Annotated in this window: 25 protein-coding genes; 6 read left to right on the top strand and 19 right to left on the bottom strand. The window is 58.2% G+C overall.

The genetic code is table 11. The annotated features are described in order from the left end of the window. Positions 1 to 83 precede the first annotated feature (83 nt). Together sseA and DTA24_RS06915 are read left to right on the top strand one after the other, a co-directional pair. Positions 84 to 941, top strand: a complete 858-nt coding sequence (gene sseA / locus DTA24_RS06920) for a 3-mercaptopyruvate sulfurtransferase (protein ID WP_012967442.1) — start codon at positions 84 to 86, stop codon at positions 939 to 941. A 213-nt stretch (positions 942 to 1,154) separates the two neighbouring features. Continuing rightward, on the top strand, positions 1,155 to 1,997 hold the full coding sequence (locus DTA24_RS06915; RefSeq protein WP_008803796.1) for a hypothetical protein: 843 nt from the start codon (positions 1,155 to 1,157) through the stop codon (positions 1,995 to 1,997). A 70-nt stretch (positions 1,998 to 2,067) separates the two neighbouring features. Here DTA24_RS06915 and sseB read toward each other — a convergent pair whose 3' ends face one another. The 11 genes from sseB to trmJ all read right to left on the bottom strand — a co-directional run bounded on the left by sseB (position 2,068) and on the right by trmJ (position 10,957). Next, complete coding sequence (sseB, locus tag DTA24_RS06910; protein ID WP_008803795.1) at positions 2,068 to 2,844, bottom strand: enhanced serine sensitivity protein SseB; 777 nt, start codon at positions 2,842 to 2,844, stop codon at positions 2,068 to 2,070. 97 nt (positions 2,845 to 2,941) lie between these two features. Beyond that, positions 2,942 to 4,228 (bottom strand): aminopeptidase PepB, encoded by a 1,287-nt coding sequence (gene pepB, locus DTA24_RS06905; protein ID WP_012967441.1) that lies wholly within the window; start codon positions 4,226 to 4,228, stop codon positions 2,942 to 2,944. Positions 4,229 to 4,335: 107 nt separating this feature from the next. Further along, positions 4,336 to 4,536: a Fe-S cluster assembly protein IscX gene (gene iscX / locus DTA24_RS06900; protein WP_002913954.1), complete on the bottom strand. Its 201-nt coding sequence runs from the start codon at positions 4,534 to 4,536 to the stop codon at positions 4,336 to 4,338. 1 nt (position 4,537) lies between these two features. After that, complete coding sequence (fdx, locus tag DTA24_RS06895; RefSeq protein WP_004201872.1) at positions 4,538 to 4,873, bottom strand: ISC system 2Fe-2S type ferredoxin; 336 nt, start codon at positions 4,871 to 4,873, stop codon at positions 4,538 to 4,540. A gap of 1 nt (position 4,874) precedes the next feature. Then, the gene (gene hscA, locus DTA24_RS06890; protein WP_050887470.1) at positions 4,875 to 6,725 is read right to left on the bottom strand and encodes a Fe-S protein assembly chaperone HscA; all 1,851 of its coding nucleotides are present in this window, start codon (positions 6,723 to 6,725) and stop codon (positions 4,875 to 4,877) included. A gap of 15 nt (positions 6,726 to 6,740) precedes the next feature. Beyond that, entirely contained in the window at positions 6,741 to 7,256 is a 516-nt protein-coding gene (gene hscB, locus DTA24_RS06885; protein ID WP_008803792.1) for a co-chaperone HscB, read from the bottom strand. Positions 7,257 to 7,330: 74 nt separating this feature from the next. After that, on the bottom strand, positions 7,331 to 7,654 hold the full coding sequence (gene iscA, locus DTA24_RS06880; RefSeq protein WP_002913979.1) for an iron-sulfur cluster assembly protein IscA: 324 nt from the start codon (positions 7,652 to 7,654) through the stop codon (positions 7,331 to 7,333). A 17-nt stretch (positions 7,655 to 7,671) separates the two neighbouring features. Continuing rightward, positions 7,672 to 8,058 carry a Fe-S cluster assembly scaffold IscU gene (gene iscU, locus DTA24_RS06875; protein WP_002913991.1) on the bottom strand — a complete coding sequence of 129 codons (387 nt, stop codon included), beginning with the start codon at positions 8,056 to 8,058 and terminating at the stop codon, positions 7,672 to 7,674. A gap of 26 nt (positions 8,059 to 8,084) precedes the next feature. After that, entirely contained in the window at positions 8,085 to 9,299 is a 1,215-nt protein-coding gene (iscS, locus tag DTA24_RS06870) for a cysteine desulfurase (RefSeq protein WP_008803791.1), read from the bottom strand. 179 nt (positions 9,300 to 9,478) lie between these two features. Further along, a complete protein-coding gene (iscR, locus tag DTA24_RS06865; protein ID WP_008803790.1) occupies positions 9,479 to 9,970 on the bottom strand; it encodes a Fe-S cluster assembly transcriptional regulator IscR in 492 nt (163 codons plus the stop codon). 252 nt (positions 9,971 to 10,222) lie between these two features. Further along, positions 10,223 to 10,957, bottom strand: a complete 735-nt coding sequence (gene trmJ / locus DTA24_RS06860; protein WP_008803789.1) for a tRNA (cytosine(32)/uridine(32)-2'-O)-methyltransferase TrmJ — start codon at positions 10,955 to 10,957, stop codon at positions 10,223 to 10,225. Positions 10,958 to 11,077: 120 nt separating this feature from the next. On the opposite strand from trmJ, the gene suhB reads away from it, so the two are divergent. Next, positions 11,078 to 11,881 carry an inositol-1-monophosphatase gene (suhB, locus tag DTA24_RS06855; protein WP_008803788.1) on the top strand — a complete coding sequence of 268 codons (804 nt, stop codon included), beginning with the start codon at positions 11,078 to 11,080 and terminating at the stop codon, positions 11,879 to 11,881. A 46-nt stretch (positions 11,882 to 11,927) separates the two neighbouring features. On the opposite strand, the gene DTA24_RS06850 is transcribed toward suhB, so the two are convergent. From DTA24_RS06850 to DTA24_RS06840, 3 genes are all read right to left on the bottom strand, one after another. Next, positions 11,928 to 12,764 (bottom strand): hypothetical protein, encoded by an 837-nt coding sequence (locus DTA24_RS06850; RefSeq protein ID WP_022064874.1) that lies wholly within the window; start codon positions 12,762 to 12,764, stop codon positions 11,928 to 11,930. 99 nt (positions 12,765 to 12,863) lie between these two features. Further along, the gene (locus DTA24_RS06845; RefSeq protein ID WP_123836607.1) at positions 12,864 to 13,844 is read right to left on the bottom strand and encodes a nickel/cobalt transporter; all 981 of its coding nucleotides are present in this window, start codon (positions 13,842 to 13,844) and stop codon (positions 12,864 to 12,866) included. After that, on the bottom strand, positions 13,835 to 14,473 hold the full coding sequence (locus tag DTA24_RS06840; protein WP_012967437.1) for a DUF1007 family protein: 639 nt from the start codon (positions 14,471 to 14,473) through the stop codon (positions 13,835 to 13,837). Before DTA24_RS06840 ends, DTA24_RS06845 begins: the two co-directional genes overlap by 10 nt. Before the next feature lie 124 nt (positions 14,474 to 14,597). On the opposite strand from DTA24_RS06840, the gene csiE reads away from it, so the two are divergent. Beyond that, positions 14,598 to 15,875 carry a stationary phase inducible protein CsiE gene (gene csiE / locus DTA24_RS06835; RefSeq protein ID WP_012967436.1) on the top strand — a complete coding sequence of 426 codons (1,278 nt, stop codon included), beginning with the start codon at positions 14,598 to 14,600 and terminating at the stop codon, positions 15,873 to 15,875. On the opposite strand, the gene DTA24_RS06830 is transcribed toward csiE, so the two are convergent. Further along, positions 15,872 to 17,008, bottom strand: a complete 1,137-nt coding sequence (locus DTA24_RS06830) for a 3-phenylpropionate MFS transporter (RefSeq protein ID WP_008803783.1) — start codon at positions 17,006 to 17,008, stop codon at positions 15,872 to 15,874. The genes csiE and DTA24_RS06830 overlap by 4 nt on opposite strands. A gap of 300 nt (positions 17,009 to 17,308) precedes the next feature. On the opposite strand from DTA24_RS06830, the gene DTA24_RS06825 reads away from it, so the two are divergent. Beyond that, on the top strand, positions 17,309 to 17,731 hold the full coding sequence (locus tag DTA24_RS06825; protein ID WP_012540860.1) for a DoxX family protein: 423 nt from the start codon (positions 17,309 to 17,311) through the stop codon (positions 17,729 to 17,731). Between the two features lie 55 nt (positions 17,732 to 17,786). Here DTA24_RS06825 and glyA read toward each other — a convergent pair whose 3' ends face one another. After that, positions 17,787 to 19,040 (bottom strand): serine hydroxymethyltransferase, encoded by a 1,254-nt coding sequence (gene glyA / locus DTA24_RS06820; protein ID WP_008803781.1) that lies wholly within the window; start codon positions 19,038 to 19,040, stop codon positions 17,787 to 17,789. Between the two features lie 325 nt (positions 19,041 to 19,365). Between glyA and hmpA the strand changes: the two genes are divergently transcribed. After that, entirely contained in the window at positions 19,366 to 20,556 is a 1,191-nt protein-coding gene (gene hmpA / locus DTA24_RS06815) for an NO-inducible flavohemoprotein (protein WP_100751088.1), read from the top strand. Between the two features lie 74 nt (positions 20,557 to 20,630). Here the strand turns inward: hmpA and glnB are convergent, their stop codons facing one another. From glnB to qseG, 3 genes are all read right to left on the bottom strand, one after another. After that, positions 20,631 to 20,969: a nitrogen regulatory protein P-II gene (gene glnB, locus DTA24_RS06810; RefSeq protein WP_002914032.1), complete on the bottom strand. Its 339-nt coding sequence runs from the start codon at positions 20,967 to 20,969 to the stop codon at positions 20,631 to 20,633. 65 nt (positions 20,970 to 21,034) lie between these two features. Further along, complete coding sequence (glrR, locus tag DTA24_RS06805; RefSeq protein ID WP_008803779.1) at positions 21,035 to 22,372, bottom strand: two-component system response regulator GlrR; 1,338 nt, start codon at positions 22,370 to 22,372, stop codon at positions 21,035 to 21,037. Then, positions 22,359 to 23,045, bottom strand: a complete 687-nt coding sequence (gene qseG / locus DTA24_RS06800) for a two-component system QseEF-associated lipoprotein QseG (protein WP_023298077.1) — start codon at positions 23,043 to 23,045, stop codon at positions 22,359 to 22,361. The genes glrR and qseG overlap by 14 nt, the downstream gene beginning before the upstream one ends. Positions 23,046 to 23,070: the final 25 nt, after the last annotated feature.

The raw sequence follows: 23,070 nt of genomic DNA, 5'->3' as shown, positions 1-23,070 counted from the left end.
CGTCCCCACTCTGACGTCCTTAACTTGTCAGCGTGAGATAAAACGCCGACAATTCAGTCATGAATTGTAAAACGGAGGCACCCATGTCCACCTCGTTTTTTGTCGCCGCCGACTGGCTGGCAGAACATATTGATGACCCGGAGATCCAGATTATCGACGCCCGTATGGCGCCCGCCGGGCAGGAGGCCCTGCGCGATATGGCCGCGGAATACCGCGCCGGCCACGTGCCGAACGCGCTGTTTTTCGATATCGAGGCGCTGTCCGATCACACCAGCCCGCTGCCGCATATGATGCCGCGCGCCGAGGCGTTTGCCGTCGCCATGCGCGAGCTGGGCGTCTGCAGCGATAAGCACCTGGTGGTTTATGACGAAGGCAATCTGTTTTCCGCGCCTCGCGCCTGGTGGATGCTGCGCACCTTTGGCGTGGAGAAGGTGTCCATTCTGGCCGGTGGGCTGGAGGGCTGGCGACGTGACGAACTGCCGCTGGAGCAAGGCGTGCCCGAGGTGGCCGAAGGGGAATTCGACGTGCGTTTCGATCCCCAACAAATTAAGCGCCTGACCGACGTCCTGCTGGTCAGCCATGAAGGGTCGGCGCAGATTGTCGATGCGCGTCCGGCGGCCCGGTTTAACGGCCAGGCCGACGAACCGCGCCCGGGCCTGCGTCGCGGGCATATCCCCGGCGCGCTTAACGTGCCATGGACGGAGCTGGTGATTAACGGCGAACTGAAAACCGTCGACGAGCTGAACGACATCTTTTTACGTCAGGGTGTCGATTTTGAACGGCCAATCATCGCCAGCTGCGGATCGGGGGTGACGGCGGCGGTGGTCGTGCTGGCGCTCACCACGCTTGGCGTGAACGGCGTCTGCCTGTACGACGGCTCCTGGAGCGAATGGGGCGCGCGGAGCGATCTGCCGATTGAACCGGCCTCTGCCGCTCCGTAAACACGGCGTGACCGCGGGCCTCCCGTCCCGCGGTCACTAAATAATTTCTGATTTTCCCTCTCCCCTCCTTCTGCTTCTCGCTAAACCGGTTACTCTGTGCTGCCGCAGGGTTTGTACCTGCCCTGATGAGGAGGCAGAGCACCGGTACGGAATTCCTCAGGACTGATAGCGCATCCAGTCCGTCCCAATCTGATGTCACCACAAGGAGTGAAAATGGCATTAGTCTCTAACCCACATTCTGCTGATTCACCGCGCCGTCCCTGGCTGGGAGGCATAGCTGGCCTGCTGGCGGGCGGAGTCATTCTTTATTTTTGGCCGCAATGGAACCGGACATGGTTAAGCCTGGTGCCTGTGCCGGTTTCTGTTTATACCCGCTTTCTCGGGGTCACGCTGGAAGAGGTCCCGTTAATAACCTATGGTCACCAGGCGCTGCTGGGTTTTCTGATGGTGCTGCTCGCGCCCGGTTACGGTAAGTCGACCCTTGCCGCGTGGATGATGCATAACCCTGCGTCAAGCCGGCGCTGGCCCGGCGAGGTTCTCCGCGCCTGGGGCATAAAATTTGGCCTGCTGATTATCGTCTTTTGCAATCTGTTCTTTTTATCCCGGGTCGGATCCGGGACCCTGGCGTTATATATTTTTATTCTCCAGCACGTCAGCGTTGCCGCGGCGGTGGCGTCAGGGGTGCTGCTCCTGCGTGACGCCCGACGTCTGGCCCGCACGTTCGACGCTCAGCTGGCGGACCTGCGCCTCCTCGTGATACTCACTCTGGGGTTTCAGACGATTTTGCCGGCGCAGATCGCGCTGATGAGCGCCCGGGGCGTGAATACGCCGCTGGGCTGGTACATTGTTATCGCGCAAATGGCAGGGGTGTTACTGGCGTTTATGCTGGTCGGCGGGCTGGTGGCAGCGCTACGTTCTTTGCTGGGCGAGGAGAGATGTCGGGCATGGCGTGGGGATATGGCGCTCTTCAACGGCATTGTCACGCTGTGTGTGACGGGATTTCTTATCTATAACATGGCGTCAGCCTATCCGCGGATCTTTGCTGCGCTGCATTAACCCTGGCAAAGCCGATTTTCGGCCTCACACTGGAAGCATAAAGAAACAGCGGGGGCAGCCGCCCCCGCGGTCAGATAATGCGGTTTTGTTTGAAATCGCGCAGGAAGCTGCCCCAGCGCTTTTCATAGAACGGTGTGATATGGGCAATCATAAAGTGGCTGATGCCCTTCTCGCCTTCCACCACCTGACAAATATCGATCGGCTCATCGCCGGGCAGGGTATCGGTCGCCACGCTGCCGGTGGTCTGAATAATGGACTCGATATCCCCTTCCGCTTCAATACCTATCAGCAGATTAGCGGGCGCGTCGGCGTGCTCTTTGATCGAGCACAGGAACGCCCGCTTGACGGTTTTCAGCGTTTTGAACAGCGTGGTCAGCGAATCGACCATCTGCGCCGGCGGGTCAGCGACTTCAGACAATAACAGCGCTTCGCCCCCTTCCAGCACCGTCTGGGTGCTGAGCGGGCTGCCCTCTTCCCCGAGCAGATGGCTGATTTCACGCGGGGTGAACTCTTTGCCGCTCGGCAGCTTCGGGTTGAGGAACAGCGATTCGCCCAGCGTCATCGCCATCAGCGTACGGGCCGGCATCATCACGAAAGCCTGTTCGTCTTCCACCGCCTGCTGTAGCGCCTCCAGCGAGGTAAAGAACGGGATCACCGAGCTGCCGTCATCTTTTTCCCAGTGCTGCAGATCCAGCGCGCTGTCTTCGACAATCTGCTCACCATCGGCTGCACTGCCGGGTACCCAGACGGTCGCCTCCAGCAGCGCGCTGAAAAATGCCGGACGGTGGGCGGGCTCAGTCGCCGCTTTTTCCAGCAGGGTTTCTAATTCATTTTTCGTATCAGACATAGTTTGGCTACTTCACAATGAATTGCCCGGCGGCCATTCGTCCACGCGGGCATACGGTTTTCCTGGCCGGGTAAGCGTAGCGCCCCCGGCAAGGCCGTTACTCAGCCGTCAGCAGGTTAGCAATGGTACGCACGCCAAGACCCGTCGCGCCCGCCGACCACTGCTCAACGGCAGATTTACGGTAGGTTGCCGAACAGTCGATATGCAGCCAGCCCTGATGGTAGTTTTCCACGAAGTGGGACAGGAAACCCGCCGCGGTACTGGCGCCAGCCGGATAGGCGGCACTGCCGGTGTTGTTCAGTTCAGCGAAGTTCGACGGCAGCTGGTTGCGGTGGAACTCGGCCAGCGGCAGACGCCAGAAGGCTTCGTTTTCCGCCTGGGCGCTCGCCAGCAGGCGATTCGCCAGCGCATCGTCAAAGCTGAACAGCGCGTGGTAGTCATTACCCAACGCGGTTTTCGCCGCGCCGGTCAGGGTGGCGGCATCGATGATCAGCGCCGGCTTCTGCGCCGAAGCGTCAATCAGGCCATCCGCCAGCACCAGGCGGCCTTCGGCGTCAGTGTTCATCACTTCAACGGTTTTGCCGTTACGATAATGAATAATATCGCCGAGTTTAAAGGCGTTACCGCTGATCAGGTTGTCGGCGCAGCACAGGTAGAGCTTCACGCGCTTGTTCAGCCCGCGGGTAATGGCAAAAGCCAGCGCGCCGGTGATGGTCGCCGCGCCGCCCATATCGGATTTCATTGAATCCATAAAGGCGCTCTGTTTGATGCTGTAGCCGCCGGAATCAAAAGTGATGCCTTTGCCCACCAGGCAGGCGTATACCGGGGCTTCTTTATCGCCGGTCGGGTTATAATCCAGCGCCAGCAGGACCGGCGGACGCTCGGAGCCGCGGCCTACGGTGTGCAGACCGAGATAGCCCTGCTCACGCAGATCTTCGCCTTTGGTGATGCGATAGCTCATCTGCTCGCCCGCCACGCTGCACAGCAGGTCCACGGCGCGCTGTGCCAGCTGCTCCGGGCCCAGCTCTTCCGCCGGCGCGTTGATGGTGTCGCGCACCCAGTCAATAATGGTCAGACGGTTGTCCAGCTCGCTACGCTGCGCATCGTCCAGGGTCGGCCATTCAACTTTACGGGTGCCTTTCGGACCTTTATAACCCGCCCAGAACGCCCACGCGCGGTCGGTGTCCCAGCCTTCGCCGCTTAACGCGACATGTTTGATGCCCATACCGTCAATTTTACGCGCCGCGCGTTGAATCAGGCCCAGGTCGTCTTTGCCGTTGAGATGCAGGGCGATGCCGTCGTTATTAATGCTGTAAGACGCCTTTTCTCCCCAGCGCGCATCGGCTGGCTGAGTAGAAAGCGTAATCTTCATGGCTTCGGTCATTATCATTATCCTTCTTAGCAAACGGGCCACCGTATGGCAGCCCGTAATGTTCTCTCGCTCGATGATTCATCCGACTTAATACCGTCGCATAAATCATAACGCGAAAATTATTCGGCTTCGTCTAACCAGACTAACAGAATCGCCTCGAGAATTTTTTCATTGGATGCGTTTGGGTCGTCATCGAACTCTTCCAGATCGCAAATCCACTGATGCATGTCGGTAAAGCGAACGGTTTTCGGATCGAGATCCGGATAAGCGTCGTACAGCGCTTCGCCGATTTCACGGCTGTCGGTCCATTTCAGTGCCATATTAATGCTCGCGTGCGTGGTTGATGGTGTAACGCGGGATCTCAACGACCAGATCTTCGTCGGTGACGCGCGCCTGGCAGCTCAGGCGGCTGTCAGGCTCCAGTCCCCAGGCTTTATCCAGCATATCGTCTTCATCTTCGGTACTTTCCGCCAGCGAGTCAAAGCCTTCACGCACGATGCAGTGGCAGGTGGTGCAGGCACAGGATTTTTCGCAGGCGTGTTCAATCTCGATGCCGCTACGCAGCGCCGCATCCAGAATAGTTTCACCAGTCTCAGCTTCCACAACGATGCCATCCGGACACAGGTCCTGGTGGGGCAGAAATACAATTTTTGGCATTTTAAACCTCGTCCACGGATTGGCCTTTCAGCGCGATACGGACCGACTGATCCATACGGCGGGCGGCGAATTCCTGGGTTTGTGTGTCGATATTTTTAATCGCTTCTTTAATGGCGTCGGCGTCGTCGCCTGCCGCCGCGGCGCGTACCTGCTCCGCAGCGGCATCGATAGCCTGACGCTCCGCGGCGCTTAACAGCGCGGCGTCGGCGGCCAGCGCGCTTGTCAGGCTCTCCAGGACACGGGCGGCTTCCACTTTCTGTTCAGCCAGCATGCGCGCCTGGACATCCTGTTCGGCGTAGCTCATCGAATCTTTAATCATGGTGGCGATTTCGCCATCGGTCAGACCGTAAGACGGTTTCACCTGGATAGAGGCTTCCACCCCGGTCGATTTTTCCATCGCCGTGACGCTCAGCAGACCGTCGGCATCGACCTGGAAGGTGACGCGAATATGCGCCCCGCCCGCTGGCAGAGCCGGGATCCCGCGTAGCGCAAAACGCGCCAGCGAGCGGCAATCCTGCACCAGCTCACGCTCGCCCTGCATCACATGAATGGACATCGCCGTCTGACCATCTTTGAAGGTGGTAAACTCCTGCGCGCGGGCCACCGGAATGGTGGTATTACGCGGGATCACTTTCTCCACCAGGCCGCCCATGGTCTCCAGCCCTAACGACAGCGGGATAACGTCGAGCAGCAGCAGTTCGCTGTCCGGCTTGTTGCCGACCAGAATATCCGCCTGAATCGCCGCGCCGATGGCGACGACTTTGTCCGGGTCGATGGAGGTCAGCGGGGTGCGGCCAAAGAATTCGCCAACGCGTTCGCGCACCAGCGGCACGCGAGTGGAACCGCCGACCATCACCACTTCCAGCACCTCTTGCGCCTCAACGCCGGCGTCTTTCAGCGCGCGACGGCAGGCCAGTAAAGTGCGTTTTACCAGCGGGGCAATCAGATCGTTAAACTGGCTGCGGGTGATATCGCCCTGCCAGCCGCTGACCTCGACGTGCGCTGCCTCGGCATCGCTGAGGGCGATTTTCGCCGCAATGGCGGCATCCAGCAGCTCACGCTGCAGGCGGTTATCGCTGCGGTCGCTGAAGCCCGCCTGCTCGCGCAGATAGTCGGCCAGCAGATGGTCGAAATCATCGCCGCCAAGCGCCGAGTCACCACCGGTCGCCAGCACTTCAAACACCCCGCGGCTTAAGCGCAGAATGGAAATATCAAAGGTGCCGCCGCCGAGATCGTAGACCGCAATTACCCCTTCCTGACCGGAATCGAGGCCGTAGGCGATAGCCGCCGCGGTCGGCTCATTGAGCAGGCGCAGCACGTGCAGCCCCGCCAGACGCGCCGCGTCTTTGGTCCCCTGACGCTGAGCGTCGTCGAAATAAGCGGGAACGGTGATCACCACGCCGTCGAGTTCACCAGCCAGCGCTTCGGTTGCCCGGGCAGCCAGCGCTTTCAGGATGTCGGCGGAGACGCGAATCGGGTTCAGCAGGCCGCCGGCGGTCTGGATCATCGGCAGGCCGTTTTCACTGGCCTGCAGCTGATACGGCAGATGCGGGTATCGGTTTTGAATATCGGCGAGGGAGCGCCCCATCATTCGCTTCACCGAGCTGATGGTATTGGCAGGATCCTGGGCGGCGTTAAGCCGGGCATCATAGCCGACGGTCAGCCCCGAAGCGTGGTAGTTCACCACCGACGGCAGCAGATAGCGGCCTTGATGGTCGGGCAAGGTTTCGGCCTGGCCGCTACGCACGGTAGCCACCAGAGAATTGGTGGTGCCCAGGTCGATACCGGCCGCCAGACGACGCTGGTGCGGCGCGGCGCTCAGGCCGGGCTCACTAATTTGTAATAAGGCCATAATTGCTTCCGAAAATTAAAAATCGAGCAGTTTTTCTTCGAGTTCTTCAGCACTGCTGCGCAGTTTATCAAGAAAACGGAGCTTACGTACCGTATCCGCCGCCGCCTCCCAGCTCTCATTATGCAATTGGTCAACCATCAGTTGATGGCGGGTATCAAACAGCGCTTTCACTCGTTTGATAAAGGCTTCCAGCCGCGCATCGTCTTTCGCCTTACCGATCTCGTCGAGCTCTTCGCGTAGCTCCAGCTGTTCCATCAGGAATGCGGTATCGCGAACGGTATGCTGCTCGCTGGCCAGATCGAAGCCATGAAGCGAGAGGAGGTATTCCGCCCGGGTCAACGGATGGCGCAGCGTCTGCCAGGCCTGGTTTATGGTCGCGGAATGCTGAACCGCCGCAAGCTGTTCCGCAGCAGGCGCGCTGGCAAATTTATCCGGATGGTACTGGCGCTGCAGATCCTGATACCGGACAGCCAGTTGTTCAAGCGAGAGGGTATAGCTGGCTGGTAACCCGAAGAGGGTGAAATAGTCCATAGTAACCTCAGGGTCATGCATCTAAATGAAAACCCCACGCGCGGCGTAACCGCGGTGGGGTTGGGGATGACCGATTATACGTTAAAGCTTTCGCCGCAGCCGCACTCGTCTTTGACGTTAGGGTTGGTGAACTTGAACCCTTCGTTGAGGCCTTCTTTGACGAAGTCCAGCTGAGTGCCGTCGAGGAATTGCAGACTTTTGCCGTCGATCACGACCTTCACGCCTTTGTCTTCAAACACGGTGTCTTCTGCCGCCGGCTCGTCAACAAACTCCAGTACATAGGCCATACCCGAGCAGCCGGAGGTTCTCACGCCCAGGCGCAGGCCAAACCCTTTACCGCGGTTCGCCAGAAAGGCATTGACTCGCGCTGCAGCACTGTCGCTAAGAGTAATCGACATAACAAAACCTCAACTAATTATTTTGCTTCACGTTTGCTTTTGTAATCCGCAATCGCGGCTTTAATCGCGTCTTCCGCCAGAATAGAGCAGTGAATTTTCACCGGCGGCAGTTCCAGTTCATCGGCGATATCGGTGTTCTTGATCGCCTGCGCTTCGTCCAGGGATTTGCCCTTCACCCACTCGGTAACCAGGGAGCTGGAAGCGATGGCGGAACCGCAGCCGTAGGTTTTGAAGCGCGCGTCTTCAATGATACCTTCATTGTTGACTTTAATCTGCAACTTCATCACGTCGCCGCAGGCCGGCGCGCCGACCATACCGCTGCCGACGTTCTCGTCGCTGTTGTCAAAAGAGCCGACGTTGCGCGGATTCTCGTAATGATCGATAACTTTTTCGCTGTATGCCATGTTGAATTCTCCTTATCGGTGCCGAATTAGTGATGTGACCATTCAATACTGTTCAAATCCACGCCCTGCTTAAACATTTCCCACAGCGGAGAAAGATCGCGCAGACGGCCGATGGAGTTACGAACCAGTTTGATGGTGTAGTCAATCTCTTCTTCGGTAGTGAAACGACCTAAAGAGAAACGAATAGAGCTGTGCGCCAGTTCATCAGTCATGCCTAACGCGCGCAGCACGTAGGATGGCTCAAGGCTCGCGGAAGTACAGGCTGAACCGGAGGAAACCGCCAGGTCTTTCAGCGCCATAATCAGCGACTCACCTTCAACGTAGTTGAAGCTGACGTTAAGAATGTTCGGCGCGCCCTGCTCGAGGTCGCCGTTGAGATAAACTTCTTCCATATCCTTCACGCCGTTCCACAGACGGTTGCGCAGCGTGCGCAGACGCGCCATTTCGCTTTCCATCTCTTCTTTGGCGATGCGGTAAGCTTCACCCATGCCGACGATCTGGTGAACAGGCAAAGTACCAGAACGCATACCGCGCTCGTGGCCACCGCCGTGCATCTGCGCTTCGATACGGATACGCGGTTTACGGCGAACGTACAGCGCGCCAATGCCTTTCGGACCATAGATTTTATGGCCGGAGAAGGACATCAGGTCCACCTTCAGCTGGCTCAGATCGATAGGCAGCTTGCCCACGCTCTGGGTGGCGTCTACGTGGTAAATGATACCGCGGGCGCGACACATCTCGCCGATGGTAGCGATATCCTGCACCACGCCGATTTCGTTATTCACATGCATGATGGAAACCAGGATGGTGTCGTCACGCATCGCCGCTTCCAGCTCTTTGAGATCGATAATCCCGTTGCGCTGCGGCGCCAGGTAGGTCACCTCGAAGCCTTCACGCTCCAGCTGACGGCAGGTATCCAGAACCGCTTTATGCTCGGTTTTGCTGGTGATGATGTGCTTGCCTTTTTTCTGATAAAAGTTGGCTGCACCCTTGATCGCCAGGTTGTCGGATTCAGTCGCACCAGAGGTAAAGACGATTTCGCGCGGGTCGGCACCGACCAGCTCGGCAATCTGATTGCGGGCGATATCAACCGCCTCTTCAGCCTGCCAGCCAAAACGGTGGGAACGGGAGGCCGGGTTACCAAAGGTCCCGTCCATGGTCAGGAACTGCATCATTTTCTCGGCAACACGCGGGTCCACCGGCGTGGTTGCGGAGTAATCGAGATAAATCGGTAATTTCATTGCTCTTAAACTCCGTACATCACTCAATGCAAGGAATCAGGCAACCGGCTTGATGTACGACCGAGTACACGGAATGCTGGCGCATCCCGGCCTGATTCTGAAAGCTCTTTATAATCGTTGTCCCGACCGTTTCGTGCTGCCTCGCCCTGTCAGCCGCAGTCCGAAACGGGACGGGTCACTCAGGCGCGCAGCTTAACGTTGATCGCGTCCTGGGTGCGCGCATTGCGCTGGGTTTCGTGCTGATGCTGACGGCCGGACACATCAAGGATCTCCTGGTTATTCACCAGTTCACCCAGGGTGATATTGTTCAGGAAGCCGGTCAGGCGTTCGCTCAAATCGCGCCACAGCGCGTGAGTCAGGCACTTATCGCCGCCCTGACAGCCGCCTTTGCCCTGGCAACGGGTCGCGTCAACGGATTCGTCTACCGCGCTGATCACTTCGCCGACGGCGATGCTGCTGGCATCTTTACCTAACAGATAACCACCGCCTGGACCACGAACGCTGGAAACCAGGCCATTTTTACGCAGGCGAGAGAACAGCTGTTCCAGATAGGAAAGCGAAATTCCCTGACGCTCTGAAATATCTGCCAACGGCACCGGGCCCGTTTCAGAGTTGAGCGCAACGTCAAGCATCGCGGTCACGGCATAACGCCCTTTAGATGTCAGTCTCATGTCTTACTTAACCTCAAACTCGCCCCTGGCCGGGCTTTTTATTAATATGGGTATTGCATAGCAGGGCCAAGTCTGACATTCCCGAGTAATTTGGTCAACTATTTACTTGACTGTTTTAGTCAGGTATTTGGCTTTCCGTGCCGTTATTAATTTCGAGCCGCTCCCGGGGTCGGCCAAAGGCCTCGCCCGGGCTACAACAGAGATGTAGATTCGTAGGCCGGATAAGCGAAGCGCCATCCGGCGTTAACGCGCTTACTTACCTTTATTCTGCTGCTCAATAGACGCCAGCATGCCGCGCAGAATGTTCAGCTCCTGACTTTCCGGACGCGCGCGGGTGAACAGACGACGCAGCTTGTTCATCACCTGCCCCGGATGATTCGGGCGGATGAAGCCCGTCGCCAGCAGCGTCTGCTCAAGATGGCCGTAGAAACGCTCCAGATCGTCCACCAGCGGGTACGGCGCCTCTTCATGGTCAACCGCCGGCTGCGCCTGCTCCTGCGTCGCCAGCCAGGCCATCCGCACTTCATAAGCGATAACCTGCACCGCCATCGCCAGGTTCAACGAGCTGTACTCCGGGTTCGCGGCGATCGCCACGTGGTAGTGGCACTTCTGCAGCTCTTCGTTGGTCAGGCCAACGCGTTCGCGGCCAAAGACCAGCGCCACCGGCGCATGCTGCCCCTCGGCGACGCTTTTCAGGCCGCATTCGCGCGGATCGAGCATTGGCCACGGCAGTGTGCGGGAGCGCGCGCTGGTACCCACCACCAGGCTGCAGCCCGCCAGGGCTTCATCAAGGGTATCGACGATCTGCGCGTTACCGATCACATCGCTGGCGCCCGCGGCGAGGGCTATCGCCTGTGAGTCGGGTTTGACCAGTGGGTTGACCAGCCACAGGTTAGTTAAGCCCATGGTTTTCATCGCGCGGGCTACAGAGCCCATATTGCCGGTGTGGGAGGTTTCTACCAGTACGATTCGAATATTTTGCAGCATTATGGTTCTTCGGCTAAAGATTATTCGGGCATGCTACCATAAAACGGAGACATAAGCAGATTTCGCTGTTATTATATGCGCCGTTTTTTCCCGTTCTTTAACATCCAGTGAGAGAGACCGATGCATCCGATGCTGAACATCGCCGTGCGCGCCGCGCGCAAGGCGGGTAATTTAATTGCCAAGCACTACGAAACGCCAGACACCGTAGAAACCAGCCAGAAAGGCAGCAATGATTTTGTGACCAACGTCGATAAAGCCGCTGAAGCGATTATTATCGAAACCATTCGCAAATCTTACCCGCAGCACACCATTATCACCGAAGAAAGCGGTGAACACGCTGGTGAAGAGCAGGATGTTCAATGGGTTATCGATCCACTGGATGGCACCACCAACTTCGTTAAACGTCTGCCCCACTTCTCTGTTTCCATCGCCGTACGCATCAAAGGTCGTACTGAAGTCGCGGTGGTTTACGATCCGATGCGTAACGAACTGTTCACCGCGACCCGCGGCCAGGGCGCGCAGCTGAACGGCTACCGTCTGCGCGGCAGCAACGCTCGCGACCTCGACGGCACCATCATCGCGACCGGCTTCCCGTTCAAAGCGAAGCAGCACGCCACCACTTACATGAATATTCTCGGCAACATGTTTACCGAATGTGCCGACTTCCGTCGCACCGGCTCTGCCGCGCTGGATCTGGCCTATGTAGCCGCCGGCCGCGTTGACGGTTACTTTGAGATCGCCCTGAAGCCTTGGGATTTCGCCGCAGGCGAGCTGATCGCCCGTGAAGCTGGCGCGATTGTCTGCGACTTCACCGGTGGCCATAACTACCTGCTGACGGGCAACATCGTTGCCGGTAACCCGCGCGTGGTGAAAGCGATGCTGGCGAATATGCGTGAGCAGCTGAGCGATGCGCTGAAGCGTTAATCTCTTACTGATGTCAAAAAGGAAGCCGCGGCTTCCTTTTTTTATGTCATTTTATCATGTTGAGGATCTGGCGAATCACCGCATTGCCGCCGATGCACAGTACCGTCAGGCCGCTAAACAAGGCCAGCGGCCCGCGCCAGCGCAGACAACCCTGCGGCCCCAGCCAGCGCCGGAAACACAACGCTATTCCTACTGTCGCCAGGCGGGCTAACAGCACGCCGACCATCGCCGGAACCAGCAGCAGCCATCCCCACAGCGGCAACTCGAACTGCTGCGCACTGAGTAAAATCCATACCAGCTGAAACGGCAGATAAAAGCTCAGGGCAAAGATCAGCGGAATGCGAATATTGCTTGCCGGAGCGGAAACGCCTTGAAAGTCTCGCCAGCTATCGCGCAGCAGTATCCCAGCCAGCACCAGCGTGGCCAGATAGCAGACGTCGTTAAAGATGCCCACGAACTGCATCAGCCGATAGCTGGTCAGCTTCCCCATGAAAGCAAAACGCCAGAAAATGATCACCAGGAAACCGAACTGCAATACCCAGCTGCGCAGGATCCAATCGACCATCTCCCGTGGCGAAGGCTGATTATGCACAGCCCAGGCAACAATGGGCAGTTTACTGTGCCCGGGGTGGCAAAAAGCCATGACGAAACCCGACAGCGTTAAGGTGGCGTAGGCCACCAGCGGGATATCCCCGATACGCGACACCCCGAATCCCATGACATACGACATGGCGTGGTAGACGCGCACCAGATCTGACGGCCACCAGCTGGCCAGCGCCGGAAACCAGTAGACGATCGCCAGGCCCGCCAGCAGCCCGGCGGCACCGGCGCAGCCATAATAAAACCGCCCGCTCGGTGCGGAAGAAACGATATTTGCGGCCATAGCGACTCCTTGTCATCCGCCGAAAAGCGGAAAACTAGAGCATCGCTTCGCCAGCGGCAAGCACAGGCGCCCACTTTCGGATTTGCGCCCGGCGTCTGACTAAAACGGGCGGATCCCACCGCCGGCCGGGACTGCGGTGAACCACATCACTCCTGCCGCCGCCAGCAAAATCACGCCGCCGGCCAGCGCCAGCGTCAGCCAGCCCACCTGACGCCACAGCGGCGGCGCCTGATGCTGACCCAACTTCACCGCCAGCTGGCGAAAACTGTGCACCAGCAGCGCCAGCGCCGTGATGGTCAACGAGGTTCCCGCCGCCATCGCCAGCGCCGCCGCCATTCCCCAACTGAACACCCCGATCACCTTGCTGAACAGCAGCACCATGATCGCTCCCGAGCAGGGGCGCATGCCCATCGACAGGACGATCGCGGCGCGTGCCCGCCAGTCGTCGCCGCTCTGAAGCTGATCCGGCGCCGGGAGATGCTGATGCCCGCAGCCGCAATGCTCGTGATGAGCATGATGTGGGGTAAAAGCGGTAAACGTTGGCCGGCTCAGCAGCAGACGCAGCTTTTTTAACGCCCGCCAGCACAGCAGCAAGCCTAATGCGCCCACCAGCAGATAGCTGCCCTTCTCCAGCCAGAAACTGCTGAGATGCAGCTGGCGCGCCGGCAGCTGCAGCAGCGCCAGCACCACGACCACCAGCGCGATGGCCACCAGCCCCTGTAATAAAGAGGCGGCCAGCGTCAGGTTAATGCTTGATTTCAGCTTCGAGGGATGGGTGGCGAGCCAGGTAGTAATGACAATTTTGCCATGGCCGGGCCCTAAGGCATGCACTACACCATAAACGAAACTGAACCCGAGCAGCGACAGGCCCGCCGCTGCCGGGTTCTCCGCCACCGCCTGCAGCAGGCGGCTGAGTTCCAGATTCAACGAGCGCTGCCAGACCGCGCTCTGCATCAGCACCTGCGGCCACACCCGCCATAGCCAAATGCCGCCGATGATGCTCACAGCCAGCAACAGCGCCAGCGGCCACAGCGCTTTCCAGCGCGAGGATCGCGCGCGGGGGGTGAAAATTACTGACATGTCAGGGTCACCTTCTGGGCAAAATAGCTGCCCAGCGCCATATCCTCCGGCGGCGCATCCGCTTTATCCAGCGACTGAGCGTACGAGAGCATTTTGTCGTTCGGTTTTGGCGTCATCACCGTTGCCTTACAGGCGGCCCGCAGCGCGGCGGGCAGGGAAAAATCGCTATCCTTGTCATAAAACATATCGACGTAGTAGGTCGGGTCGAAGGTGGAAAAGGTAAACGTCTGCCCGGCAACGGGTTGCGGCGTCGCCAGCGGCAGCGTAAAGGTCAGTACCGCCTGCAGTCCGTCACGCTCGAGGCCATAGCCGTCGGGACGATTTTCAAATTTCACCCGCTGGCCGTTGTGCCACAGCTCGCTGAAATAGTGCTGGCCGAGTACGTTGGCCATCACCTCCGCCGCCAGCTTTTTCCATACTTCGCTGCCCGGTTTGGCGTTACCGGCGTCATAGAGCAGATCCGATGAGGTAATTTCATCCATGGTCCAGCGCATTTTAAACCCGCTCAGCAGACCGTCTTTAACCACCGGCTCGCTCTGCAAACTAATGAAGCTATGCGGATGCGCGGCGGCTGAAAATGATAAAACCATGAAAAACGCCGCGCTGGTGCATTGTTTCACTCTGTTCATCTGTTCCTCACGTGAAAAATTCTGTGAACTTCACCAGCAATCCTGAGCTAAAGCGGGCGTTTCGCCCTGCCCCCGCCTCTGCCATTGTCTATTCTTAGCGAAAACCCTAACTGGAACTTACCAGATGATGACCGTCATTGAACCACCATCTGCGCTTTCCAGTCCACAGCGCCGTAGCCAGGTGCTCCTGATGTTTTATCTGCCCGGACAGTCGGTGACGACTGAACGGCTTGGCAGGATCAACCTCGTTGATGAGACCACGGCCCGGCAGGATATTGAGGAGACCGGACGCGAAATTCAGCGTTACCACCGTTTGACCCTCCGGTCAGAGGTGGACGGCAGCTATCGGATTGAAGGCGCCGCGCTCGACCAACGTTTATGTCTGCTGCATGCGCTGCGGCGGGGGCTACGCCTCTGCCCGCAGTTCGTCAATCATCATTTTACCCCGGCCCTGAAAACGCAGCTTAAACAGGAAGGCATTGCCCGTACCTTATACGATGATACCAATCTGCAGGCGCTGGTGAACCGCTGCGCGCGGGCGCTCAATCGCCAGTTTGACTGCCGCGACGTGCAGTTTCTGCGCTTATATCTGCAGTACTGTCTGCTTGAGCATCACCGGGGATACTCTCCGGACTTCAATGATGAACAGCAGCGTTGGGCCCAGACCGCCGCCGAGTTTACCCTGGCGCAGGAGATTGTCCGCCACTGGCAGCGCCGGGTCGGCGCTCCGCCGCATGTTGGAGAGCCCTTCTTCCTCTCGCTACTGTTTATGTTGCTCAAAACCCCCGACCCGGTCCGCGACGGTCACCCGCACGATCGCCGCCTGCGACTGGCTATCTCCGGCCTGATCCATCGTTTCCAGGTCCTCGCCGGCAGGGCTTTCAGTGATGAGCAGGGGCTCAGCGATCAACTCTATATTCATTTATCGCAGGCGTTGATCCGCAGCGTGTTTGCCATCGGCATCGACAGCACGCTCACGGAGGAAGTGAGCCGGCTCTATCCTCGCTTACTGCGTACCACCCAGGCGGCATTGAGCGAATTCGAGGAAGCCTGGCACATCCGTTTTAATGAGGAAGAGACTGGCTTAATCGCGGTGATCTTTGGCGCCTGGCTGATGCAGAAAAGCGACCTGCACGAAAAACAGGTGCTGTTGCTAACCGATGACAACCCGGCTATAGAAGAGGCTCTGGAACAGCAGCTGCGCGAACTCACGCTGCTGCCGCTGAATATCAAATACCAGACCGTAGAGCGCTTTCAGAAGGAAGGTGCGCCCAAAGGGGTGACGCTTATCGTCACCCCTTATGCGACGGCGCTACCGCTGTTTTCGCCGCCGCTGATCCACGCGGAGAACTGCTTCACTGAACGCCAACAGCAGCATATCTGCGCGATGCTTGAGGACTAGGCCGCCACCGCTTTTGGCCGGATAATCAGCGCCGGGATCGTCAGCAGGGCCATTACCCAGAACACGCCCTGGTGCAGGTGCTGATAGAGGAAACCGGCGAAGACGGTCATGATGGCAATACTCCCGCCCATCGCCACCGCGGAGTAGACGGCCTGCAGGCGGATCACTTCGCTGCCCTGACGGGCGGCGATATAGCGCATCGCCGCCAAGTGACACACCGTGAAGGTGCCACAGTGAAGGATCTGCGCAAGGAGGAGTCCCGGCAGCGCCGTGGTCCAGCCCATCAGTCCCCAGCGAATCAGCCCGCAGACGGCGGAGAGCAGCAGCAGGTCGCGTGCGCTGAAGCGGCGGAACACCTTTTTACTCAACGCGAAGATCACCACTTCCGCCACCACGCCTAACGACCACAGATAACCGACCGCCGAGGCAGAATAGCCGGCCTGCTGCCAGTAGATGGCGCTAAAGCCGTAGTAGGCGGCGTGCGCCCCCTGTAGCAAACAGACGCAGGCGAGAAAGCGCCAGCTCTGGCGTACCAGCGTCAGCCAGGCCGTCAGTCCTGCTCCCTGCTGCTGGCGCGACTCCCCGTGGGGCATCACCGACGGCTTAAGCAGCATACCCAGCAGCATCGAGGCGACACCCAGGCTTAACATCAGCAGGATCGCCCGGTAGTCAAACAGACTGACCAGCTTGCCGGTCAGCGCCGAACCGATGACAAAGGCAATGGAGCCCCATAGCCGTACCCGGCCATAGTCCATGGTGATCTGCTTTTGCCAGGTATTGGCCAGGGCATCCGTCAGCGGCACCAGCGGCGAAAAGAACAGGTTGAAGCCGATGATGACCGCCAGCAGCCATGCCACGTGACTGCCGACCCAGAAGGCCAGCGCGAAAAGCAACGTTAACAGGGCCAGCACGCGCAACGCGGCAATGAGCCGGGAGGGATCGCTGACCCGCGGGGCAATCAGCAGGCTCCCAAGAAAACGGGCCACCAGGCCGGCGCCAAGCAACAGGCCGATGGTTTCCGGAGTCAGCCCGTTTCCGGCCAGCCAGACGCTCCAGAAGGGCAGAAAAATACCGTAGCTAAAAAAGTAGGTGAAATAACTGAGCGCCAGCCAGCGCGTGGAGTGCAAGACCATGATTTCCTCCCGAATGGTGGCGATAGTCTGGCGACAAACCCCATCTTGAGTAAACCGGTGTCTCACTCTCTATATGGAAGTTGAGTACATTTGTCTTTAAATCGTGACACACATCACAGAGCGAGCACCATCCCATCGCCGGTTGTATTAAATAAAATCCGATAACCGGGCATCAAAGTGCGAGCAACCCCGCAGCCAAATCCTGATGAAACGAAGCGCAACATTATTATTTTCTCTCCATGGCGGCGGGCAAATTTGTGTATTACGTTTAGATCACACTTCTCTCATAACGAGCTGATTATGAACACACTCCGCTATTTTGATTTTGGCGCTTCCCGCTCCTTGCTGCTGCTCATCGCCCGCATCGCCGTGGTGGTCCTGTTTATCCTTTTTGGTTATCCGAAACTGTTAGGCTTTGGCGGTACGGTGCAGTACATGGCCGCCTCCGGCGCGCCGATGCCGACGCTGGCGGCGATTATCGCTGTGATAATGGAGGTCCCTGCGGCGATCTTAATTGTGTTGGGCTTTTTCACCCGCCCGCTGGCGGTCATCTTTATTTTTTATACGCTGGGTACGGCGGTGATTGGCCATCATTACTGGGATATGACCGGCGATGCGGTATTGCCGAACATGATTAATTTCTGGAAAAACGTCAGTATTGCCGGCGCTTTTCTGCTGTTGGCGATTACCGGCCCCGGCGCGATTTCGCTCGACCGCCGCTAATCGGCAGACACAAAAAAGGCCGCAATCGCGGCCTTTTTTATTGCAACGTTAACGCTTACGCATAAACCGGGAAACGTGCGCAGATATCCAGCACTTTGCCTTTCACACGTTCAATGACCGCTTCGTCATTGATATTGTCCAGCACGTCACACATCCAGCCAGCCAGCTCTTTAACTTCCGCTTCTTTGAAGCCGCGGCGAGTCACAGCCGGAGAACCGATACGGATACCGGAAGTCACGAACGGGCTCTTCGGATCGTTCGGCACGCTGTTTTTGTTCACGGTGATGTTGGCGCGGCCCAGGGCGGCGTCAGCTTCTTTACCGGTCAGGTTTTTATCCACCAGGTCCAGCAGGAACAGGTGGTTCTCAGTACCGCCAGAAACCACTTTGTAGCCGCGGTTCAGGAACACTTCCACCATTGCTTTGGCGTTTTTCGCAACCTGCTGCTGGTAAACTTTAAACTCTGGCTCCATCGCTTCTTTCAGCGCCACCGCTTTGGCCGCGATAACGTGCATCAGCGGGCCGCCCTGCGCGCTTGGGAACACGGCAGAGTTCAGTTTTTTGTACAGCTCTTCGCTACCGCCTTTCGCCAGAATCAGGCCGCCGCGCGGACCCGCCAGGGTTTTGTGGGTGGTGGTGGTCACAACGTGAGCATGCGGAACCGGGTTCGGATACACACCCGCGGCAATCAGGCCTGCCACGTGCGCCATATCGACGAACAGGTAAGCGCCGATGCTGTCAGCGATTTCACGCATTTTCGCCCAGTCAACGATACCGGAGTAAGCGGAGAAACCACCGATGATCATCTTCGGTTTGTGTTCCTGAGCCTGCTTCGCCATGTCGTCATAGTCAATTTTACCGGACTCATCAATACCGTAAGGGATGATGTTGTACAGTTTGCCGGAGAAGTTCACCGGAGAGCCGTGAGTCAGGTGGCCGCCCTGCGCCAGGTTCATACCGAGCACGGTATCGCCCGGCTGCAGCAGCGCGGTGTAGACCGCAAAGTTAGCCTGAGAGCCGGAGTGCGGCTGGACGTTAGCATAGTCAGCGCCGAACAGTTCTTTCGCGCGGTCGATAGCCAGTTGCTCAACCACGTCGACATATTCACAGCCGCCGTAGTAACGCTTGCCCGGATACCCTTCAGCATATTTGTTGGTCAGCTGAGAGCCCTGCGCCTGCATGACGCGCGGACTGGTGTAGTTTTCGGAGGCGATCAGTTCGATGTGCTCTTCCTGACGTACTTTTTCCTGCTCCATAGCCTGCCACAGTTCGGCATCATAATCGGCAATGTTCATTTCACGCTTTAACATCCGCATCTCCTGACTCAGCTAACAATAAAATTTCGGCCTAAAAAGGCGGTCCGATTGGACAACGGCCCACAGTATAACCTAATCATTCTGTGATAACAGGTCTTGACAAAGGATTTTACGCAAACGATTGGCTCCGCATGACACAAGGCTTTGAGCAATAACGTCTCTCTCATTATCAACGGATTTCTTTTCAGGTTTGTGATGCAAATTCTTCATGTTGTAACGGCATCGGGGTTAAGTGTTAAAGAACCATTTACATAGCAGGGTTATTTCTATAAGATGCATTTAAAATGCATCAATAAGATAACACACAAGGAAGCACGCTATGCTCGACGCTCAAACCATCGCCACGGTCAAAGCCACCATCCCCCTGCTGGTAGAGACCGGCCCAAAGCTCACCGCCCATTTCTACGATCGTATGTTCGCGCATAATCCGGAGCTCAAAGAGATTTTCAACATGAGCAACCAGCGCAACGGCGATCAGCGCGAAGCGTTATTCAACGCCATTGCCGCCTACGCCAGCAATATCGATAACCTGCCCGCCCTGCTGCCGGCGGTGGAAAAAATCGCCCAGAAACACACCAGCTTCCAGATCAAACCGGAGCAGTACAACATCGTTGGCAGCCATCTGCTGGCGACCCTCGATGAAATGTTCAGCCCGGGTCAGGACGTGCTTGATGCCTGGGGGAAAGCTTACGGCGTGCTGGCGAACGTCTTTATCGGCCGCGAAGCAGAAATTTATCAGCAAAACGCCAGTAAAACCGGCGGTTGGGAAGGGACCCGCGCGTTCCGCATCGTGAAGAAAACCCCGCGCAGCCAGCTTATCACCAGCTTTGAGCTCGAACCGGTTGATGGCCAGCCGGTCGCCGATTACCAGCCTGGCCAGTACCTGGCCATCTGGCTGAAACCGGAAGGCTTCGACTATCAGGAAATTCGTCAATACTCTTTAACCCGCAATGCAGACGGCAAAGGCTACCGCATTGCGGTAAAACGTGAGGACGGCGGTCAGGTTTCCAGCTGGCTGCATAACCATGCCAGCGAAGGCGATGTGGTCTATTTAGCCGCCCCGGCGGGTGACTTCTTCCTTAACGTTGAACCACAGACGCCGGTCACCCTGCTCTCCGGGGGCGTCGGGCAAACGCCGATGCTGGCGATGCTGGATGCGCTGGCGAAGAGCGGTCATCAGGGTCAGGTGAACTGGTTCCATGCGGCGGAAAATGGCGACGTTCACGCCTTTGCCGATGAAGTGAGTGCGCTTGGCGCGGCGCTGCCGGCGTTTACCTCGCACGTGTGGTATCGCAACCCGAGCGAAGCCGACCGTCAGACTGGACGTTTTGATAGCGAAGGTTTGATGGATTTAGCGGCAGTGGCGGACTATATTCGCGCCCCGCAGATGCAGTTCTATCTCTGCGGCCCGGTAGCGTTTATGCAGTTTGCAGCGAAGCAGCTGGTAGAATTAGGGGTTAATAAAGACAACATTCATTACGAATGTTTCGGCCCGCATAAGGTCCTGTAAGCCCCGACGACGCGGGGATTTGGAGGCCGGGTAAGCGCAGCCTCACCCGGCAATACTGCAGCGAGCGGCGAGGATTAAATCGCCGCGTCGTCTTCTTCACCGGTACGGATACGAATGACCCGCGCGACGTCGAAGACAAAGATCTTGCCGTCGCCAATCTTGCCGGTCTGCGCCGTACGGATGATGGTATCCACACAGGTATCGACGATATCGTCGGTCACCACGATTTCAATTTTTACTTTTGGCAGAAAATCCACCATGTACTCCGCACCGCGGTACAGCTCGGTATGACCTTTCTGGCGGCCAAAGCCCTTCACTTCCGTCACCGTCATCCCGGTGATGCCGACTTCGGCCAGCGCTTCACGCACGTCATCCAGTTTGAAAGGTTTAATAATCGCATCAATCTTTTTCATGGTGTTCCTGTCTTAGTCGCGTAACCGGTTGCTTACCGTATCATAACTTGCGCTATGTTGCGGAGCTACTCTTTAAAGTCGTTGGCGTCGAGCTCATGGCGCGACAGCAGTTTATAGAATTCGGTGCGGTTGCGCCCTGCCATCCGCGCGGCGTGGGTGACATTGCCTTTAGTAATTTGCAGCAGCTTGCGCAGGTAGTTCAGCTCAAACTGATTGCGCGCCTCCACGAAGGTCGGCAGCGCGGTATTCTCTCCTTCCAGCGCCTGCTCCACCAGCGCGTCGCCAATCACCGGCGACGAGGTCAGGGCCACACACTGCTCAATCACGTTCACCAGCTGGCGCACGTTACCCGGCCACTTGGCGGCCATCAGCCGCTTCATCGCATCGCTGGAAAACGCCCGGACAAACGGCTTATGGCGATCGGCGGACTGGCGCAGCAAATGATTAGCCAGCAGCGGGATATCCTCAGCCCGTTCGGAAAGCGGTGGGATCTTCAGATTCACCACGTTGAGTCGGTAAAACAGATCTTCGCGGAACTCGCCGCGGGCCATCGCCTTCGGCAGGTCGCGGTGGGTCGCGGAGATGATCCGCACGTTGATCTCGATATCGCGGTTGCTGCCCAGCGGACGCACCTTACGCTCCTGCAGGACGCGCAGCAGCTTCACCTGCAGCGCAACCGGCATATCACCGATCTCGTCGAGAAACAGCGTACCGCCCTCAGCGGCCTGGAATAATCCTTCACGGTTACTGACCGCGCCGGTAAAGGCGCCCCGCGCATGGCCAAACAGTTCGGATTCGAGCAGCTGTTCCGGCAGCGCGCCGCAGTTGATCGCCACGAACGGTTTATCATGACGCGGGCTGGCGTTATGGATCGCCTGGGCGACGATCTCCTTCCCGGTCCCACTCTGGCCGTTAATCAGCACGCTGACATCCGATTGCGCCACCATCCCGGCCTGCTCAAGCAGGCGCAGCATCAGCGGGCTGCGGGTGACAATCGCCTGGCGCCAGGCTTCGTCGGTGGCTGGCGAGCGCTGCTCTAACGCCTCATCAATGGCTTTATACAAGGCATCTTTATCGACCGGCTTGGTCAGGAAGCTGAACACCCCCTGCTGGGTCGCGGCCACGGCGTCGGGAATCGAACCATGGGCGGTGAGAATAATCACCGGCATGCCGGGCAGCCCCTTCTGGATCTCGCTGAACAGCTGCAGGCCATCCATTTCATCCATCCGCAGATCGCTAATCACCAGATCCACTTTCTCACGCCCCAGCACGCGCAGCGCTTCCGGCCCGCTCTCGGCGGTGACCACGCTGTAGCCTTCGCTGACCAGACGCATGCCCAGCAGCTTCAACAGTCCCGGATCGTCATCCACCAGCAGCAAACGCGCCGGTTTACGGATCGTCATGGATCACCTCCGGCACTTTTTCGCTGCCGAAGTTGCCGCCCGGCTTGCGGCTGGAGAGCTGGCGTTCGATATCCGTCAGGTTCTCCAGCTTACGGGTGGTCAGCTCCAGCTGTTCGCGCAATGCCTGCTCCTGCTGACGCAGCGTCTCCAGTTCGCTATCGCTGGACTGCTGAAGCTTCGCGTAACGGGCACGCTCTTCCACCAGCTGCAGCTGACGGGTCTGGCCGTCGCGCCAAAGCTGATACAGCGGGCGGACCTGAACGGCGATTTGCGGGCTGAAGGTATCGAGACGCGCCACCAGGTCGCGACGCTCGTCGGGAGTAATTTTGGCATCAGCAAGCAGGATGCCGCGACGGAACGCGTCCTGCCAGCTGTCGTCGGTATGGCGTTTCGCCTCCGCCCGCGCCTGCGCCGGTGCGAGGCGATCGGCACAGTCAATGCCCCGCAGCCAGTAGAGGGGATTTTTGTCGCTGGCATCGCTGCTGTGGGCCCAGATGTCCGCGCAGTCTACCGCGACAAAATCGGCCACCTGATGCTGCGCCTGCCCGGGGGCGGCGGTACCTTCCGCGGTATGCGGTGAAAAGCCGGCGGAACACCCCGCCAGCGTCAGACAAGCAATGCCTGAAAGCAGCCATCCGCGAAGGGAACGGCGCCAGGCCAGGAATTGGGACATAGTTCCCCGATATCGATTCATAAGT

This window comes from Klebsiella sp. P1CD1, from assembly GCF_003790505.1.
Classification (GTDB): domain Bacteria; phylum Pseudomonadota; class Gammaproteobacteria; order Enterobacterales; family Enterobacteriaceae; genus Klebsiella; species Klebsiella variicola.
The sequence above is the reverse complement of the archived record's forward strand: the minus strand, read 5'-3'. Positions and strand labels throughout refer to the sequence as shown.

Coding starts and splice junctions, on each gene's coding strand:
- suhB (WP_008803788.1), top strand. CDS start 11,078: ATGCATCCGATGCTGAACATCGCCGTGCGCGCCGCGCGCAAGGCGGGT.
- csiE (WP_012967436.1), top strand. CDS start 14,598: ATGATGACCGTCATTGAACCACCATCTGCGCTTTCCAGTCCACAGCGC.
- qseG (WP_023298077.1), bottom strand. CDS start 23,045: ATGTCCCAATTCCTGGCCTGGCGCCGTTCCCTTCGCGGATGGCTGCTT.
- DTA24_RS06915 (WP_008803796.1), top strand. CDS start 1,155: ATGGCATTAGTCTCTAACCCACATTCTGCTGATTCACCGCGCCGTCCC.
- hscA (WP_050887470.1), bottom strand. CDS start 6,725: ATGGCCTTATTACAAATTAGTGAGCCCGGCCTGAGCGCCGCGCCGCAC.
- glnB (WP_002914032.1), bottom strand. CDS start 20,969: ATGAAAAAGATTGATGCGATTATTAAACCTTTCAAACTGGATGACGTG.
- hmpA (WP_100751088.1), top strand. CDS start 19,366: ATGCTCGACGCTCAAACCATCGCCACGGTCAAAGCCACCATCCCCCTG.
- iscR (WP_008803790.1), bottom strand. CDS start 9,970: ATGAGACTGACATCTAAAGGGCGTTATGCCGTGACCGCGATGCTTGAC.
- DTA24_RS06850 (WP_022064874.1), bottom strand. CDS start 12,764: ATGGCCGCAAATATCGTTTCTTCCGCACCGAGCGGGCGGTTTTATTAT.
- hscB (WP_008803792.1), bottom strand. CDS start 7,256: ATGGACTATTTCACCCTCTTCGGGTTACCAGCCAGCTATACCCTCTCG.
- fdx (WP_004201872.1), bottom strand. CDS start 4,873: ATGCCAAAAATTGTATTTCTGCCCCACCAGGACCTGTGTCCGGATGGC.
- DTA24_RS06830 (WP_008803783.1), bottom strand. CDS start 17,008: ATGGTCTTGCACTCCACGCGCTGGCTGGCGCTCAGTTATTTCACCTAC.
- glyA (WP_008803781.1), bottom strand. CDS start 19,040: ATGTTAAAGCGTGAAATGAACATTGCCGATTATGATGCCGAACTGTGG.
- DTA24_RS06845 (WP_123836607.1), bottom strand. CDS start 13,844: ATGTCAGTAATTTTCACCCCCCGCGCGCGATCCTCGCGCTGGAAAGCG.
- iscS (WP_008803791.1), bottom strand. CDS start 9,299: ATGAAATTACCGATTTATCTCGATTACTCCGCAACCACGCCGGTGGAC.
- sseA (WP_012967442.1), top strand. CDS start 84: ATGTCCACCTCGTTTTTTGTCGCCGCCGACTGGCTGGCAGAACATATT.
- iscU (WP_002913991.1), bottom strand. CDS start 8,058: ATGGCATACAGCGAAAAAGTTATCGATCATTACGAGAATCCGCGCAAC.
- DTA24_RS06840 (WP_012967437.1), bottom strand. CDS start 14,473: ATGAACAGAGTGAAACAATGCACCAGCGCGGCGTTTTTCATGGTTTTA.
- iscX (WP_002913954.1), bottom strand. CDS start 4,536: ATGGCACTGAAATGGACCGACAGCCGTGAAATCGGCGAAGCGCTGTAC.
- pepB (WP_012967441.1), bottom strand. CDS start 4,228: ATGACCGAAGCCATGAAGATTACGCTTTCTACTCAGCCAGCCGATGCG.
- iscA (WP_002913979.1), bottom strand. CDS start 7,654: ATGTCGATTACTCTTAGCGACAGTGCTGCAGCGCGAGTCAATGCCTTT.
- glrR (WP_008803779.1), bottom strand. CDS start 22,372: ATGACGATCCGTAAACCGGCGCGTTTGCTGCTGGTGGATGACGATCCG.
- sseB (WP_008803795.1), bottom strand. CDS start 2,844: ATGTCTGATACGAAAAATGAATTAGAAACCCTGCTGGAAAAAGCGGCG.
- DTA24_RS06825 (WP_012540860.1), top strand. CDS start 17,309: ATGAACACACTCCGCTATTTTGATTTTGGCGCTTCCCGCTCCTTGCTG.
- trmJ (WP_008803789.1), bottom strand. CDS start 10,957: ATGCTGCAAAATATTCGAATCGTACTGGTAGAAACCTCCCACACCGGC.